The organism is Spirillospora sp. NPDC047418 (assembly GCF_040643275.1).
GTDB lineage: Bacteria > Actinomycetota > Actinomycetes > Streptosporangiales > Streptosporangiaceae > Spirillospora.
This window is the reverse complement of sequence record NZ_JBEYTW010000024.1, coordinates 46731-61799: the sequence shown is the minus strand read 5'-3', so window position 1 is coordinate 61799 and position 15069 is coordinate 46731. Positions and strand designations below refer to the sequence as shown.

Annotated in this window: 16 protein-coding genes; 8 read left to right on the top strand and 8 right to left on the bottom strand. The window is 73.2% G+C overall.

The window, feature by feature from the left end; all coding sequences use genetic code 11:
• Positions 1-34 precede the first annotated feature (34 nt).
• From nfi to ABZ806_RS17555, 3 genes are all read right to left on the bottom strand, one after another.
• A complete protein-coding gene (nfi, locus tag ABZ806_RS17565) occupies positions 35-733 on the bottom strand; it encodes a deoxyribonuclease V (RefSeq protein ID WP_500218338.1) in 699 nt (232 codons plus the stop codon).
• Positions 734-778: 45 nt separating this feature from the next.
• Positions 779-1942, bottom strand: coding sequence for a serine hydrolase domain-containing protein (locus tag ABZ806_RS17560; protein ID WP_500218337.1), 1164 nt, complete (start codon positions 1940-1942; stop codon positions 779-781).
• A 67-nt stretch (positions 1943-2009) separates the two neighbouring features.
• Entirely contained in the window at positions 2010-3659 is a 1650-nt protein-coding gene (locus tag ABZ806_RS17555) for a bifunctional lysylphosphatidylglycerol flippase/synthetase MprF (protein ID WP_500218336.1), read from the bottom strand.
• Positions 3660-3810: 151 nt separating this feature from the next.
• On the opposite strand from ABZ806_RS17555, the gene ABZ806_RS17550 reads away from it, so the two are divergent.
• On the top strand, positions 3811-4266 hold the full coding sequence (locus tag ABZ806_RS17550) for a flavodoxin family protein (protein ID WP_500218335.1): 456 nt from the start codon (positions 3811-3813) through the stop codon (positions 4264-4266).
• Between the two features lie 144 nt (positions 4267-4410).
• Here ABZ806_RS17550 and ABZ806_RS17545 read toward each other — a convergent pair whose 3' ends face one another.
• Entirely contained in the window at positions 4411-4641 is a 231-nt protein-coding gene (locus ABZ806_RS17545; RefSeq protein ID WP_500218334.1) for a hypothetical protein, read from the bottom strand.
• Between the two features lie 203 nt (positions 4642-4844).
• The gene (locus ABZ806_RS17540) at positions 4845-5513 is read right to left on the bottom strand and encodes a TetR/AcrR family transcriptional regulator (protein WP_500218333.1); all 669 of its coding nucleotides are present in this window, start codon (positions 5511-5513) and stop codon (positions 4845-4847) included.
• A gap of 127 nt (positions 5514-5640) precedes the next feature.
• On the opposite strand from ABZ806_RS17540, the gene ABZ806_RS17535 reads away from it, so the two are divergent.
• Entirely contained in the window at positions 5641-6228 is a 588-nt protein-coding gene (locus tag ABZ806_RS17535) for an HAD family hydrolase (protein WP_500218332.1), read from the top strand.
• 31 nt (positions 6229-6259) lie between these two features.
• On the opposite strand, the gene ABZ806_RS17530 is transcribed toward ABZ806_RS17535, so the two are convergent.
• Positions 6260-7612 (bottom strand): MFS transporter, encoded by a 1353-nt coding sequence (locus ABZ806_RS17530; RefSeq protein ID WP_500218331.1) that lies wholly within the window; start codon positions 7610-7612, stop codon positions 6260-6262.
• A 54-nt stretch (positions 7613-7666) separates the two neighbouring features.
• Between ABZ806_RS17530 and ABZ806_RS17525 the strand changes: the two genes are divergently transcribed.
• Positions 7667-8248, top strand: a complete 582-nt coding sequence (locus tag ABZ806_RS17525; RefSeq protein ID WP_500218330.1) for a TetR/AcrR family transcriptional regulator — start codon at positions 7667-7669, stop codon at positions 8246-8248.
• Positions 8249-8256: 8 nt separating this feature from the next.
• Here ABZ806_RS17525 and ABZ806_RS17520 read toward each other — a convergent pair whose 3' ends face one another.
• Positions 8257-9327 (bottom strand): Rv1352/Rv1906c domain-containing protein, encoded by a 1071-nt coding sequence (locus ABZ806_RS17520; protein WP_500218329.1) that lies wholly within the window; start codon positions 9325-9327, stop codon positions 8257-8259.
• Between the two features lie 101 nt (positions 9328-9428).
• On the opposite strand from ABZ806_RS17520, the gene ABZ806_RS17515 reads away from it, so the two are divergent.
• The gene (locus tag ABZ806_RS17515) at positions 9429-10103 is read left to right on the top strand and encodes a hypothetical protein (RefSeq protein WP_500218328.1); all 675 of its coding nucleotides are present in this window, start codon (positions 9429-9431) and stop codon (positions 10101-10103) included.
• Positions 10104-10152: 49 nt separating this feature from the next.
• Here ABZ806_RS17515 and ABZ806_RS17510 read toward each other — a convergent pair whose 3' ends face one another.
• On the bottom strand, positions 10153-10752 hold the full coding sequence (locus ABZ806_RS17510; protein ID WP_500218327.1) for a hypothetical protein: 600 nt from the start codon (positions 10750-10752) through the stop codon (positions 10153-10155).
• 177 nt (positions 10753-10929) lie between these two features.
• On the opposite strand from ABZ806_RS17510, the gene ABZ806_RS17505 reads away from it, so the two are divergent.
• From ABZ806_RS17505 to ABZ806_RS17490, 4 genes are all read left to right on the top strand, one after another.
• A complete protein-coding gene (locus tag ABZ806_RS17505; protein WP_500218326.1) occupies positions 10930-11226 on the top strand; it encodes a hypothetical protein in 297 nt (98 codons plus the stop codon).
• 395 nt (positions 11227-11621) lie between these two features.
• Complete coding sequence (locus tag ABZ806_RS17500) at positions 11622-12701, top strand: sugar ABC transporter substrate-binding protein (RefSeq protein ID WP_500218325.1); 1080 nt, start codon at positions 11622-11624, stop codon at positions 12699-12701.
• A 117-nt stretch (positions 12702-12818) separates the two neighbouring features.
• On the top strand, positions 12819-13604 hold the full coding sequence (locus tag ABZ806_RS17495) for an ATP-binding cassette domain-containing protein (RefSeq protein WP_500218324.1): 786 nt from the start codon (positions 12819-12821) through the stop codon (positions 13602-13604).
• Positions 13605-13615: 11 nt separating this feature from the next.
• On the top strand, positions 13616-14899 hold the full coding sequence (locus ABZ806_RS17490; protein WP_500218323.1) for a sugar ABC transporter permease: 1284 nt from the start codon (positions 13616-13618) through the stop codon (positions 14897-14899).
• Positions 14900-15069 lie beyond the last annotated feature (170 nt).

Genomic DNA, 15069 nt, shown 5'->3' with positions numbered 1-15069 from the left:
TAGGACGAGCCTGCCATCTCCGAGGGGGAGAGCGCTACCCGCGGGCGGCGGACGCCAGGGCGTCCCGGGACAGCCGGTCGGCTCTGCGCGTCGTCTCCGGCAGCCGGTAGTCGGGCGCCAGCGACAGCACGTGGCGGCACGCCGTGTCGAGGTCGGTGCGGTGCCCGACCGACACGAACACCGGCTTCACGCCGTCCCGCGTGCGCAGGACGCGTCCCACGACCTCGCCGCCGTCCAGCAGCGGGCTCGCGTCGCCGCGCCGCGGGCCGGGCTGCTCGTAGGCGCCGACGAACGCGGTCTTGCCGACGCCGATCGCCGGGACGCCGGTCAGGACGCCGAGGTGGCAGGCGAGCCCGAACCGGCGGGGATGCGCGACCCCGAACCCGTCGCAGACCAGCAGGTCGGGCGTGGTGGTGAGGGCGCGCAGCGCGTCGAGCAGCGCCGGCAGCTCGCGGAACGCGAACAGGCCCGGGACGTAGGGGAACGCGGCCGTCCCGACGGCCACCGACTCCTCCAGCACCTCCAGCGTCGCGGCGTCCAGGACGACCGCGGCGGCGGCCAGCCGCGTCCCGGTTCCGCCGCCGTCGCCCGCGTAGGAGACGTCCACCCCGGCGACCGTGCGCGGCGCGGCCGGCCCGGGGACGTCCAGTTCGAGCATCGGGCGGAGCCGGTCCTGGATCGCCTCCGCCTCCCGCGCCGTGGCCGGCCAGGCGTGAAGTTCGCGCACCTCCATGCCCCGGCACGCTACCGCCCGCCCGGGACGCCCGGCGCGGCGCCGTCAGGCGAGCGACGCGTAGGCGGCCTCGGTCAGGCGGTAGGCGCGCATGTCGCCGGTCAGGTGGTCGCCCATCAGGTTCGGCAGGTAGGCGAGCGCGAGCCCCGCGTCCGGGTCGCCGAGGCCGATGGAGCCGCCCGCGCCGGTGTGCCCGAACGCCGACTCCCGGCCCGCCGCCGGGACGAAGAACGTCTGGGCCGGGCGCATGAAGCCGAGCCCGAACGCGCTGTCGACGAGCATCGTCCGGTCCGGGCCGGCGACGCGCGGGCGGATCGCCTCCCGCAGCGTGTCGGGACGCAGGATCCGGCCCGCCATGAGGTCCCGGTAGAAGCCGGCGAACGCGGGCGCGGTGGCGAGCATCCCGGCGGACGGCCAGCCCGCGCGCAGCACGACGGGGTTGTTGTAGCCGCCCTTGCCCGGGTGCGGGTTGTTCAGCGCCCGGTTCATCGTGCTGTCCGGGTCGGTGTAGGCGGCGGCGAGGCGGTTCAGCAGGTCGTGGTCGGCGGTCCTCGGGTGGTCGGCGGCGCCGCGCCGGGACGCCGACATCTTCGCGGCGCGCTCGATCACGTCGTCCGGGGAGCCGATCCACAGGTCCAGGTCGCGGGCGAACTCGTCGGCGACGAACGCGCCGACCGTCCGGCCCGAGTGGCGCCGGACGATCTCACCGGCGAGCCAGCCGTAGGTCAGCGCGTGGTAGCCGTGCGCCGAGCCCGGCGCCCACTCCGGCTTCTGCGCGGCCAGTTCCGCCGCGAGCCCGGGGGCGTCCGCCGCCTCCTCGGCCGACACCGGGCGGGCGAAGGCGGGCAGCCCCGCCTGGTGCGAGAGCAGGTGCGCGGCGGTCGCGCCGTCCTTGCCCGCGGCGCCGAACTCCGGCCACCAGTCGGTGACCGGACCGTCCACGTCGTAGGCGCCGCGCTCGGCGAGCAGCGCCGCCGCGGCGGCCGTGACCGCCTTGGTGCAGGAGAACCCGAAGCAGGGCGTGTCGGCCAGCCAGGCGCGGCCGGTGCGGCGGTCGGCGACGCCGCCCCACAGGTCGACGACCTTGCGGTCGCCCGCGTAGACGGCGACGGCGGCGCCCAGCTCGCGGCCCTCCGCGAAGTTCCGCTCGAACTCCTCGCGGACGCCCGCGAACGCCGGGTCGCAATGCCCCTGCACCACCGTGCTCATGCCGCGCTCCTCTCACCGGGGACTCCATAGAATCACGTTCTAGGAATCCCCGGCGAGCGCGGCGCGGTCAGCGGCCCAGATCGTGGACGGGCGCGGTGAGCGGCTCCGCCGCGGGCCCGGCCAGCCCGGTGCGGCCGAACTCCAGGGTCAGCAGGGCCGCGGCCAGCGGGGCGATGTCGAACCAGGAGCGGAACACGACGTTGCGCGGCTTGTAGGACGGCCTGAACTTCTTGTTGAACAGGTACAGCGACTCGACCGCGATCCACGGGTCCAGCAGGTGGAGGGCCTGGTAGCCGGCCCGCTCCAGCAGCCCGCGCTCGTCGCTGTCGAGCAACTCGCGGAACGCGGCGAAGTTCAGCGAGACGACGCCGTGGCCGCGCTCGGCCGCGTACTCGATCATCTCGACGATGAGCCGCTCGTTGACGCCGTTCGGCCCGCCCGGGCTGCGCCGCATCGCGTCCAGGCTGATGCCCTGCCCGGCGGTGACGTAGCGCTGGAACGCGATGGGCCGCTCGTCCTCGCCGTAGGCGATCGCGACGACCGCGCCCGGATGGTAGCCGGTGAGCAGCTCGTCCAGGTTCATCGAGAAGCCGCGCTCGGCCGCGCCGCCGAGCGAGCGGGACGCCACGTCCAGCAGCTGGCCGCGCAGCGCCGGCGGGAGGTCGCGCTCCGGGACGATCCGGGACGTGACCCCCGCGTTCTCGGTGCGCTTCACCGCCTGCCGGACGTTGCGCATCCGGCGCCCGCTCAGCGTGAACTCGCCCGGACCGACGACGACCTCGTCGCCGAACCCGATCGTGCGGCAGGGGCCCCACGCGGGCAGCAGCCCGTCGCTCGCGCCGAGGACGGCCGGGCGCCAGCCCGTCGTCCGGCACATCGCGAGGAACGCGCGGACGGCCTCGCCGTGCGAGGCGGGGTCGCCGACCGGATCGCCGCCCGCGACCGCGACGCCGAACAGGACGCGGTAGCCGATCGCGGCCCGGCCGTCCGCGCTGAACACGTACGCCTTGTCGCGGCGCAGCGCGAACGGCGCGAGGGTGTCGGAGCCGGGATGCGCGACGAGGCCCGCGACGCGACGGCGCTCCCGCTCGTCGCCGGGCGGCGGCGCCGGATCGGGCGCGAGCAGCGTGGTGACGAGCACCAGCAGCCCGGCGGCGCCGGCGAGGCCGAGCAGTCCCGGCAGCCAGGACGCCCCGTCCAGCGGCGGGCCGGTGGACCCGAGGCCGGCGGCGACGGCCCCGACCGAGCGGACCGACACGCCGCCGAACAGCAGCGAGACGGCGATGGCCGCGACCACCAGCAGCGCGCCGGTCTTTACCGCCGTGCGGACCCGCTCGGGGTGCGGCCGCACCGGGAACCGGTCGCGCTCCAGCCACAGCCCGCCGAGCACGGCGGCCAGGAGCGGCAGCCGCCACAGCGGGTCCTCGCCGGTGACGACGGCGAGCAGCCCGAGCGCGGCCAGCGCGACGAGGCCGTACCAGGCCGCGCGGCGCAGCAGCAGGGCGCCGCGCGCGACGAGCGCGAGCGCGAGGCCGATCGCGATGGCGTGCGCGGGGGCGAGCGGGCTGCCGGTCACGATCCGCGACAGCCGGCCGAGCCACGGCGGGCAGCCGGGCAGCGCGGGCGCCGCGATGAGCACGGCGACGAGCGCCGCGGCCAGCGCGAGCGGCCAGACGGGCCGTGCGGCCGATGGCGCGGCCGGTTTTCCTGGTTCCACGAAGGACACCTCCGCTGAGCCCCCAACCAAGATCCTTTGGAACTCATTCCCCGGGTCGGACGTTGGATATGCCTCCAATCGCAGCCTACGCCGGAATCCGCTGGTCGGCCGTACCCGGCCGGAGAAGGGGGACGCCACTAGGCTCGGCGTGGTGAAGAGGCTGCTGCTCGTCCATCACACGCCGTCCCCGTCGGTCCAGGCGATGTTCGAGGCGGTGCGCGCGGGCGCGTCCACCGACGAGATCGAGGGCGTGGAGATCGTGACCCGCCCGGCGCTGACGGCGTCCGCCGTGGACGTCCTGGAGGCGGACGGCTACCTGCTCGGCACGCCCGTCAACCTCGGCTACCTGTCCGGGGCGCTCAAGCACTTCTTCGACCAGATCTACTACCCGTGCCTGGAGGAGACGGTCCGCCGCCCGTTCGGGGCGTTCCTGCACGGCAACAATGACGCCACCGGGGCGCTGCGCGCGCTGGACTCCATCACCACGGGGCTGAGGTGGAAGGCCGTCCAGCCGCCGGTGGTGGTGACCGGCGAACCCGGCAAGGCCGATCTGGAGGCGTGCTGGGAACTCGGCGCGATCACGGCGGCCGAGCTCGGCGCCGTCTAGGACGAGAAGTGCGACAAAACCGAGCAAGCGCTTGTGTCCGAACGCTTTTCGGGTTAGTTTCAGCAGAGACGCCCGCTGGGGACGGATCGCGCCCCGTCCCCGGCGGGCGGCACAGGTTCTGCCCTTCCTGCGGCCCCGGCCCGGTCAGCCGCGGCTCCGCAGGCTGAGGATCTCGTCGCGCAGCTGCTGCGGCGACGGCGCCTCCAGCAGCCGCGGGCCGTCCCGCAGCGGGACCATCGCCCACCACGACCCGGTCGCCTCGCCGTACCAGACGCGCACCCCTGGGAACTGCTCCTGAAGGCCCCGCGCCGTCGCGGCGCGCATGGCCGCGGGCGTGGGCTCGTCACGACCGGAGGCGCCCCGTTGAGCCGTCATATCGCCCTCCCCCCGTAGATGTCTCCAGTAACAGCGTCCCCACGGGCCAATGCGTCACCCCTACTCGGCAATTTGTGACTAAGCACACTATGGGGGGTAGGGGTCGCTCACCGTGGGAAACCGCGCCGGATGTGGCCCAACGGACGCGTTCGGCGGGCCGAGTGCCCTCTGCCGCCGCCACCGCGGGGCCGTTCGGGGAAGGCCTAGTGCAGGTTGATGCCGTCGAACATCACCTTGAGGTAGTGCTCCGCGAGGCCCTGGGCGTCCAGGCGGCCGCCCGGCCGGAACCAGCGGACCGCCACCCACACGGTGTCGCGGATCATCCGGTAGGTGAGCTTCGGGTCGAGGTCGGAGCGGAAGAGCCCGTCCTCCTGGCCCGTCTGGAGCGTGTCCACCCACATCTTCTCGACCTCGTCCTCGGACTTGATCAGGTAGGCGAACCGGTCCATGCCCTTGAGGTAGTTCCAGTCGTTCTGCATCACCGTGATCGCCGCGCGGTGCGGCTCCAGGGTGCCGAACGCGACCCGGACCAGCCCGGCGATGGTGTCGCGCGGGTTGCGGCCCTCCGCGATCACCGCCTGGTAGGAGGCCATGATCTCGGTGAAGAAGCCGGCGAGGATTTCGTCCACGATCGACTCCTTGGAGTCGAAGTGGTGGTAGAGGCTGCCGGACAGGATGCCCGCCTCGTCGGCGATGTTGCGGACCGTGGTGGCCTGGAAGCCCTTCTCCGCGAAGAGTTCGGCCGCCAGCTTGACCAGGTGCTCGCGCCGTTCCGACGCCAGGGCCGAGGAGCCCCTGCCACGCCGGCGGGGACCGCCCTCGCCCGCGGTACGGGTTCTGGATCGTCCGGACTTAGCGCTCGTGGTCGTCACCCTCTCATTATGCCGTGTCGCCCAACCGCTTGCTCGTTTCCGCGCCGACCCAGGCTACGGCCATTTACCAAGCGCTTGCTACGTCTGTGGACGAGGTATCTCCCGCGCGCCGCATAGGCTCGGGCACATGGCCGATGTCATCGTGTTCGACCTGTACGGGGTGATCGCCCGCACCCAGAGCCCGGAGGCGATCCGGCGGATCGAGGGGATCGCCGGGGTTTCCGGCCCCGCCTTCTGGGACGCCTACTGGGCCTGCCGCCCCGCCTACGACGCCGGTCAGGAGAGCGCGCCCTACTGGGCGGACGTCGCCGCCCGGCTCGGCACCGCCTTCCCCGACGTCCCCGCGCTGATCGAGGCCGACCTCGACAGCTGGACGGACGTGGACGCCGAGATGGCCGCCCTCGTCGGCGAGCTGGCCGACGAGGGACGCGTGCTCGGCCTGCTCTCCAACATCATCGGCGACCTCGTGCCCCGGTTCGAGGCCAGGCACGGGGCCCTGCTCGACCGCTTCGACGCGCTCGTCTACTCCTGCCGGATCGGCGTCGTGAAGCCCGACCCGCGCGCCTACGAGATCTGCGCCGAGCGCCTCGGCGTCCGGCCCGCCGACGTGCTCTTCTTCGACGACACCGAGCGCAACGTCCGTGCCGCCCGCGAGGCGGGCATGCGCGCCGAGGTCTTCACCGGCCCCGCCCAGATCCGCACCCTGACCCGCTGACCCCCCGGCCGCCCAGGGCCATGTCCGTGCGTCACGAGTCAGGCGATCTCGGGCGCGGGGCGGGTGCGGAGAGATCACGATCTTGACAAGACCCGTGGGCGGGGAGGGCGCGGGCGGCGGCGGCCGTGGCCAGCAGGAGGGCGGACATGGCCAGGAAGGCTTCGGTGTAGTCGCCGGCGATGGCGGCCAGGGCGGCGAGGCCGAGCGCGGCGCCCGCCTGCTTCGCGGTGTTCATCAGGCCGGACGCGGCGCCGGCGTCCCGCTCCGGCACGCCCGCGGTGACGGCGTTGGTGAGCGGGGTGTTCAGCAGCCCGCCGCCCACCGAGATGAGGATCGCGGGGCCGAGGACGTCCGGCAGGTACGCGCCGCCGGGGGACAGGCGGCTCTGCCACAGGAAGCCCGCCGCGGCGATCAGCGCGCCGATGGTGATCAGGGTGCGGTCCGGCGCCCGCTTCATCAGGCGGGGCGTGACGCGCAGGGCGACGGCCATGGTCAGCAGGGTGTGCGGGAGGAAGCCGAGCCCGGTCTGGAGGGCACCGAGGTGCAGGACGTTCTGCATGGACAGGGCGAGGAAGTACCACATCGGGCTCAGGCAGGCCCCGGCGAGCAGCATCGCCGCGTTCCCGGCCGCGACCGCGCGGATCCGCAGGAGCCGGAGGGGGAGCAGGGGCGTCCGGCGGCGCGACTGCACGACGGCGAACACCGCCAGCGAGATGGCGCCGGCGGCCAGGGCGGGGGCGTTCCAGCCGCGGGTGACGCCGTAGGTGAGGGACGCGACACCGGCGGTCGCGAGGACGGCGCCGCCGACGTCCAGCCGCTGCCGCTCGCCCCTCGCGGCCGGGAGCAGGCGCGCCGCCGGCAGCGCCAGCAGCCCGATCGGCACGTTGACGAGCAGGATCCAGCGCCAGGACAGCGCGTCGGTGAGGACGCCGCCGATGAGGTTGCCCGCCGTCCCTCCGGCGAGGCCGACGGCGGTCCAGGCGGCGAGCGCGCGGGGACGGACGTCGTCGGCGAACGCGGTGGTGACGACGGTCAGCGTGGCCGGTGCCAGGAGGGCCGCGCCGATCCCCTGGAAGGCGCGGGCGGCGATCAGCGGCCCGGGCGCGCCCGCGAGCCCGCCGGCCAGGCTGGCCAGCGTGAACAGGGCCAGGCCGGCGGCGAAGACGCGGCGCAGCCCGCAGACGTCGGCGAGGCGCCCGCCGAGCAGGAGCAGCCCCGCGAACGTGAGCGCGTAGGCGTTGACGACCCACGGAAGGCCGGCGGGGCCGATGCCCAGGCCGGCCTGGATGGACGGCAGTGCCACGTTCACGATCGACACGTCCAGTACGACCATGAACTGCGCGGCGCACGCCAGGGCGAGCAGGGCCCGGTGCCGGGACGTCATGCGGCTCCTTGCTGATACGACTGTATCATTATGGTACATCGGTATCATGCGAGGGTGCCGAGAACCGCCGACCATGACGCCCGCCGCGCGCAGATCATCGACGGGCTGGTCCGCGTCGCCGGGCGCGACGGCCTGCACGCCGTCACCCTGCGGTCGGTGGCGGCCGAGGCGGGGGTCTCGCTGCGGCTCGTCCAGTACTACTTCGAGAGCAAGGCGCAGCTCATGAACGCGGCGCTGGAGCGGCTCGCACGGCAGAGCCGCGAGCGGTGGGCGGCACGCCTCGCGGGCCTGCACGACCCGTCACCGCGCGAGGTCGTCGAGGCGCTGCTCGCCGAGGCGCTGCCGACCGACGCGGAGAGCCGCGCGTTCCACCTGGTGTGGACGTCCTACGCCGTCCTCGCCCAGACCGACCCGTCGCTGGCGGCCCAGCCCTTCGTGGACGGCCCCGACCGGCTGGAACGGCAGCTCGCACAGGTGCTCGCCGACGCCGGGACACCCGGCGACCCGGCTATGGAGGCGGCGCGGCTCCTCGCCCTGGCCCACGGCCTCGGAACCGGCGTCCTGGTGGGCGGGAGGACGCCGGAGTCGGCCATGGGCATCCTCCGCCGGCACCTCGATGGGCTCTTCCCGCGTTAGGCCGTCCCTCAGGGCGGCGGCGGCAGCTCGCTGCCGGCCTCGGCGGCCTGGGCGAGGCGGGCCCGCAGCGTGCGCAGGAGCTCGTCGCCCTGCTCGGTGAGGCGCTCGATCGCGGGCAGCGCCAGATCGTCGCGGACGGTGTCGGCGAGCAGTTCGTCGTACTCGTGCGCCTTCTCGGCGATCGCCTCCAGGTGGCGCTGGGCCCGCAGCACCTCGTCGGCCGCGGTGGCGCGCTCGGCGTAGCGTTCGAGCGCCTCGACGCGCCGGGTCACCGCCTCCACCGAGATGTCGAGCTTGTCGCGCAGCGGGCGCAGCGCCGCCTCCACCTCCGGGAGCGAGGCGTCCCCGGACATGACCGCGTGGTCGGCGCGCAGCCGCGACTGCCGGGCGATGACCTGCGCGATCTCCCACTCCTGGCGGGGCAGCGTGACGGCGTTGTCCACCGCGTCCAGCAGGCCCTCGCGGTTGACGTCGGAGTCGCGGACGGCGTCGATCGCCGCCTGGACGCGGCCCAGCATCGCGCGGCCCTCGTCGTCGAGGTCCTCGGGCGTGAGATACCGGTCGCGGCGCCGCTCCAGCTCGCGGGCGCGGCGCAGGTCCATGGAGACCGACGGGGTGCCGAGCGCGACCAGCACCGCGAGCATGCCGAGGCCGATCAGCCACAGCGAGCCGAGCAGCGGCGAGCCGACCAGGCCGAGGGCGAGCACCGTCAGCGGCGCCAGCCAGAGCAGCGGGCGGCGGCGCTCGACGATCGTGTCGAGTTCGGCGCGCAGCGTCGGGTCGGCCACCGGGCGCGGCTCGGCGGGGGAGCCGTCCTCGGGCGCGCGCGGCGGCGCGATCCGCCGCCAGGACGAGGAGACGTGCGTCTCGAACGCGAAGTCGGTCCGCGCGATGTCGATCTCGGTCGGCCCGGCGGGCAGCGGCCACGAGCCGACGGGGTCACCGCCGCCCGGGCCGGTGAAGCGGACCCACCAGCCGCCCTTGCCGTCATCGCATCGGTACCGGCCGGGGGGGATGTCGATACCGACGAAGAATGTTCCGATTCCCGGTATGGAATCACTCCACGAGCCACTGGCCACCGGAGACCTCCCGACCTGAACGACGTCCGGGGGACGGCAAGAGTTGCAGTACCCACTCCCGCCCCGCGAAAGCCGGATCGGGTTTTGGAATACTCCACCGGGTGCGACCCGACTATGACCCCCTTGATGATCCGCCATGGGCGATGCAGCTGGTGGTACGTGCCGAGAAGGCCGATCCGCCCAGCCACGACGCGGTCTGCGAGGCGGCGGCGACCGCCGTCGTCCGGCTGCTCACCGACCCGCGTGCGGCCGACCCGGACGGCGCGTGGCGGGACGCCGTCCGCGCGTGGGAGTCGCGGCGGATACGCAAGGTGACGAGGCGGGCGCGCGGGGTGCGGTGGCCGGAGGCGGAGGCGCTGCCCGGGATCACCGTCGAGCACGCGGGCGCGCAGGTACGGGCGTTCCCGCCCGGCCCGATGCCGGACGTCCCGCCGCAGCTGGCCCGGCTGCAGGTCGCGGGCCTCGATCTGGCCGAGGCCGAGGAGCCCGCGCCGCCGCCGGAGCCGCCGTACGCGGCGATCGCCCTCAACCCGGAGGTGGCGATCACGACCGGGAAGGCCGCCGCGCAGTGCGGGCACGCCGCCCAGATGCTCCTGCGCCAGGGGCGCCCTGAGGACGTGGCGGCGTGGGTCGGGGGAGGCGCGGCCGCCCGGCTGGTGCGGGACCTCCCGTGGCGCACGTCCGTGAAGAGGGCGACGATCGCGGTGCGCGACGGCGGGTTCACCGAGGTGCCGCCCGGCACGATGACCGCGATCGCCTGGATCGTCCGCCCGTAGGGCGATCCGCAAGCAGGGCGATCCGCCGGAAGGGCGGCTCTTGCCGAGATCAGTCGGGCTGCCGGGGGCGGGGGCGCGGCCCGGTCAGGGCGGCGGCCCGGTTGATCGCCTGGAGCGCGAACTCCTGGGTGCGGGTGAGCCCGCGCGGCCCGGCGCCGGGCGCGCCCGGCTCGGCGGGCTCGGCGGCCTTCGGCATCCCGGCGAGCTGGACCTTCGCGCTGAGCCCGTAGGACAGGAACAGCAGCACGACGAACGCCGCCAGGTAGAGCAGGTGCTCGATCAGGCCGCCCCACCGGCCCTTGAACACGTCGAGGACGGCGAACATGGCGAAACCCGCCATCCATCCGGCCAGCGGCGGCACGAACAGCACGTCGCGGCGGAGCGCCGCGCCCGCCACCGCGCACACGACGAGCAGCGCCTCGACCGCCTTGACGAAGACCAGGACGCCCCCCGCCGGGCCGGATCCGAAGTAGCCCTCGATCTCGTCCACCCGGTCGCCCCACAGCAGCGCCCCGCTGACCAGGCCCGCGACGCCGTACGCGACGAGGAACACGCCGACCGCGTAGTGGAAGCGGTGCCACGTCCGCACACCCGGTGCCGGCCGTGCGTCCGCGCTCACCGTCATGTTCGCCCCCGTGTTCCGGTTCATGTGCTACGCGCAAGATATCCCGGATAGGGTCCGGTCGACCTCCGAACGCGGGCCGCCCCCGCCCCCAAGCCGCCGGTGTACCGCGCTGACCAGCGGATGTGCTTGCACCCGGGCCGGTGAAGGGGGAGGGTGGGCCATGTACACGTCGGGCCGCGCGGAGTCCGTGAGGAAGCAAGGATGACGCCTGACGATACGGGAACGGCCGCGCCGTCGAAGACGCGGATCGAATATCTGGAAGAGCTCGGCGGTGAGCTGGTCAAACGCGGCCTCCGGGTGCGCCTGACCCTGCCCCGCGGGCAGTCGCCGAGCCTGCACGTGATCAATCCGGCCGCCACCGCCCTCACCGAGAACATCCTGGCGGAGCAGGGCGCGGACGGCTGGTGGTACTGGTGGTCGTGGGCCGAGCGCATCGCCGCCGCCGACGAGGTCACCGCCGCCGCGGACCGCATCTCGGCGGTCCTCGCCCTGCGCTGATCTCGGCGGGGCACCACCGGGCCGCGCACCGCCCGTCCCGCGGGGACGGGCGGGCGGCCGTCCGGTTCCCGATGCCCGGCGTCCGGTTCCCGGTGAATGTTGAGCCGCGGAACATTTCGCCGTCGCGGCCCCGCCCGAGCGTGCCCGCGGCACCTGCGCGGCGCGCCGCCGCCCTGCCCGCGCCATCTCGCCAGTCACCCTAGTTGATCTCGTGTTACGTGATTGTTACCGCCGACAACAAATCAACATGCCGTCAGGTCTGGCGCGACGGACAAGTGCGACATAAGTTGCGGGGCACAACATTCACCCCGGTGGGCGTGTGACCTCGCTCACCGGGCCCGAAAGAACCCCCCTCGGCCGCGCGACGGCGGCCGCCCCCAGAAAGGACCCGGGCAATGCGCAAGGGGATCCTCAGCCTGATGGCCCTCACGACGGCCGCGGCGCTCAGCCTCACCGCGTGCGGGGACGACGGCAACGACTCCGGCGGAGACGCGGCCAAGGGCAAGGTCGGCGTGATCCTGCCCGACACGGCCTCGTCGCCGCGCTGGGAGAACTTCGACCGCCCCTACCTCGAGCAGGCCTTCAAGGCGGCCGGCATCCAGAGCGACATCCAGAACGCCGAGGGCTCGGCCCAGCGCTTCCAGACCATCGCCGACCAGATGCTGACCAGCGGTGTCACGGTCATGCTGATCACCGGCCTGGACTCCAACTCCGCCGCCGCCGTGCAGCGCAAGGCGCAGGCGCAGGGCGTCAAGACCATCGACTACGACCGGCTCACCCTCGGCGGCGTCGCCGACTACTACGTCTCCTTCGACAACGTGAAGGTCGGCGAGGAGATGGGCAAGGGCCTGCAGAAGTGCCTCGGTGACAAGGCCGCCAACCTCGTCTACCTGAACGGCTCGCCGACCGACAACAACGCGACCCTGTTCGCCAAGGGCGCGCACAACATCCTCGACAAGGTCACCAACTACAAGAAGGTCGCCGAGCAGCCCGTCCCGGACTGGGAGGCCGAGAAGGCCGCGACCCTCTTCGAGCAGATGTGGACCGAGCAGCACGGCAAGATCGACGGCGTGGTCGCCGCGAACGACAACCTCGGCAACGCGGTCGTCTCGATCCTGAAGAAGAACAAGCGCGCCGGCGACATCCCGGTCACCGGGCAGGACGCCACCGTCCAGGGCCTGCAGAACATCCTCGACGGCAACCAGTGCATGACGGTCTACAAGCCGACCAAGCAGGAGGCCGACGCGGCCGCCAAGCTCGCCATCTCGCTGATCAAGGGTGAGAAGGGCGAGACCACCGCCACCGAGCACGACCCGGTGGGCAAGCGGGACGTCCCGTCGGTGCTGCTGAACCCGATCGGCATCTTCAAGGACAACGTCAAGCAGGTCGTCGACGACGGCTCCGTCAAGGCGGCCGACCTCTGCAAGGGGGCGTACGCGGCCAAGTGCGAGGCCGCGGGCATCACGGTCAAGTAACGACCCCCCGTCCGACCTCGTGGCGGGCCCCGAACCGCTGAGGGCGTCCCGGGTACCCGGAAGCCCGGGACGCCAGGGGCCCGCCACGGGCGTGCGGCAAGACCTGGAAGGAAATTCGTGGCTGAAAACGGAGACCCCGTCCTCCGCCTGACCGGGCTCAACAAGAGCTTCGGCGCCGTCCACGTCCTGCACGACGTGGACTTCACGCTGCGGCTGGGCGAGGTGATGGCCCTCGTCGGCGACAACGGGGCGGGCAAGTCGACCCTGATCAAGTGCATCGCCGGCATCCACCCGATCGACTCGGGGCAGATCGAGTTCGACGGGCGCCAGGTGACCATCGACGGGCCGCGCGCCGCGGCCGACCTCGGCATCGAGGTCGTCTACCAGGACCTCGCGCTCGCCGACAACCTCGACATCGTGCAGAACATGTTCCTCGGCCGCGAGCGCCGCTCCGGCCTCGTGCTGGACGAGGCGTCGATGGAGGAGTCCGCCCGCGAGATCCTCGCCCGGCTGTCGGTCCGCACCGTCAAGTCCGTCCGCCAGCAGGTGTCGAGCCTGTCCGGCGGGCAGCGGCAGACGGTCGCGATCGCCAAGGCCGCGCTGTGGGAGTCCAAGGTCGTGATCCTGGACGAGCCCACCGCCGCGCTCGGCGTCGCGCAGACCGAGCAGGTCCTCAACCTCGTCCGGCGCCTCGCCGACAGCGGCCACGCCGTCGTGCTGATCTCGCACAACATGAACGACGTCTTCGAGGTGGCCGACCGCATCACCGCGCTGTACCTCGGCCGCGTCGCCGCCGACGTCGCCCGCTCCGAAGTCACCCACGGCCAGGTCGTGGAGCTCATCACCGCCGGCCGATCCGGCGATCTCGGCCTCGCGCCGACGATCGCCGCCGAGAGCATCTGAGGGGGGACCGCGTGTCCACCGACATCCCCAGTTCGAAGGAGGCCGCCGTGAACCTGGCGGACTCGGACTTCGCGACCGACCGGCGCGAACACGACGTGAAGTCGGCGGCGCTGGACTACTGGAACAAGATCAAGGCCGGTGAGCTGGGCGCGCTCCCCGCCATCCTCGGCCTGATCTCCCTGGTGATCCTCTTCACCGCGCTGAAGCCCGACACCTTCCTCAGCAAGGCCAACGTCGCGAACCTGTCCACCCAGGCGCTGCCCATCACCCTGCTCGCCATGGGCGTGGTGTTCGTGCTGCTGGTCGGCGAGATCGACCTGTCGGCCGGCGTGGCGAGCGGGCTCAGCGCGGCCGTCATGGCCAAGCTCCTGGTGGACGGCGGCCAGCCCTGGTACGTCACGATCATCAGCGCGGTGGCGACCGGCATCGTCATCGGCACGGTGATCGGCTGGCTCGTCGCCGTACTGCGCATTCCATCGTTCGTCGTCACACTGGCGTTCTTCCTCGGGTTGCAGGGCATCACGCTGCGGCTGATCGGCGAGGGCGGCACCGTGCCCGTCCGCGACGACGTCATCGTCGCGATCGCCACCAAGAACATGCCGATCTGGCTCGGCTGGACACTCGCCGTCGCCTGCTCCGCCGGCTACGCCGCGACCCAGCTGCTGCGCTGGCGCCGCCAGCGGGTCCGCGGCCTGCACTCCAAGCCGGTGCAGTTCGTGCTCGCGCAGTCCGGCGTCGTCGCCGCGGCGCTGCTGATCAGCACCTACGTGCTCAGCCAGGACCGCGCGCCCAGCCCGCTGATCACGCTGGGCGGCATCCCGTGGGGCGTGCTGCTGGTCGGCGTCCTGCTGATCGCCTGCACGTTCGTGCTGGGCCGCACCGCCTACGGCCGGCACATCTACGCCGTCGGCGGCAACGCCGAGGCCGCGCGCCGGGCCGGCATCAACGTCACCCGCATCCGCATCTCCGTCTTCATGATCGGATCCGGGCTGGCGGCGGTGAGCGGCGTCGTGGCCGCGTCCCGGCTGAACTCGGTCGCCACCGACGCGGGCGGCGGCAACACGCTGCTGTACGCGGTCGGCGCCGCCGTCATCGGCGGGACGAGCCTGTTCGGCGGGCGCGGCAAGGCCCGCGACGCCATCCTCGGCGGGCTCGTCATCGCCATCATCGAGAACGGCCTGGGCCTGCTCGGTACCAAGGCGTACCTGAGCTTCCTCATCACCGGGGTGGTGCTCCTGCTCGCCGCCACCATGGACGCGCTGGCCAGACGCCGGCGCTCGTCCGCCGGACGATGAGGCCGCGGACGCGGTGATCCCGTGAACGCGGCCGGGAACGCCTGGGAGCCGATGGCCCGCGCCATCGGCTCCCCGGCGTGGCGGGACGGCGGTTCCGGCGGTTCCGGCGCCGCGAGCGCTGCTGATACGCTCACGGACCACGACCGCTTGGCGCACGGCGGCGGCGCGGC

Excerpts from the sequence above, each read along its gene's own strand:
- ABZ806_RS17505 (WP_500218326.1), top strand. The coding sequence starts at position 10,930 with ATGACGCCTGACGATACGGGAACGGCCGCGCCGTCGAAGACGCGGATC.
- ABZ806_RS17545 (WP_500218334.1), bottom strand. The coding sequence starts at position 4,641 with ATGACGGCTCAACGGGGCGCCTCCGGTCGTGACGAGCCCACGCCCGCG.
- ABZ806_RS17560 (WP_500218337.1), bottom strand. The coding sequence starts at position 1,942 with ATGAGCACGGTGGTGCAGGGGCATTGCGACCCGGCGTTCGCGGGCGTC.
- ABZ806_RS17535 (WP_500218332.1), top strand. The coding sequence starts at position 5,641 with ATGGCCGATGTCATCGTGTTCGACCTGTACGGGGTGATCGCCCGCACC.
- ABZ806_RS17530 (WP_500218331.1), bottom strand. The coding sequence starts at position 7,612 with ATGACGTCCCGGCACCGGGCCCTGCTCGCCCTGGCGTGCGCCGCGCAG.
- ABZ806_RS17510 (WP_500218327.1), bottom strand. The coding sequence starts at position 10,752 with ATGAACCGGAACACGGGGGCGAACATGACGGTGAGCGCGGACGCACGG.
- nfi (WP_500218338.1), bottom strand. The coding sequence starts at position 733 with ATGGAGGTGCGCGAACTTCACGCCTGGCCGGCCACGGCGCGGGAGGCG.
- ABZ806_RS17500 (WP_500218325.1), top strand. The coding sequence starts at position 11,622 with ATGCGCAAGGGGATCCTCAGCCTGATGGCCCTCACGACGGCCGCGGCG.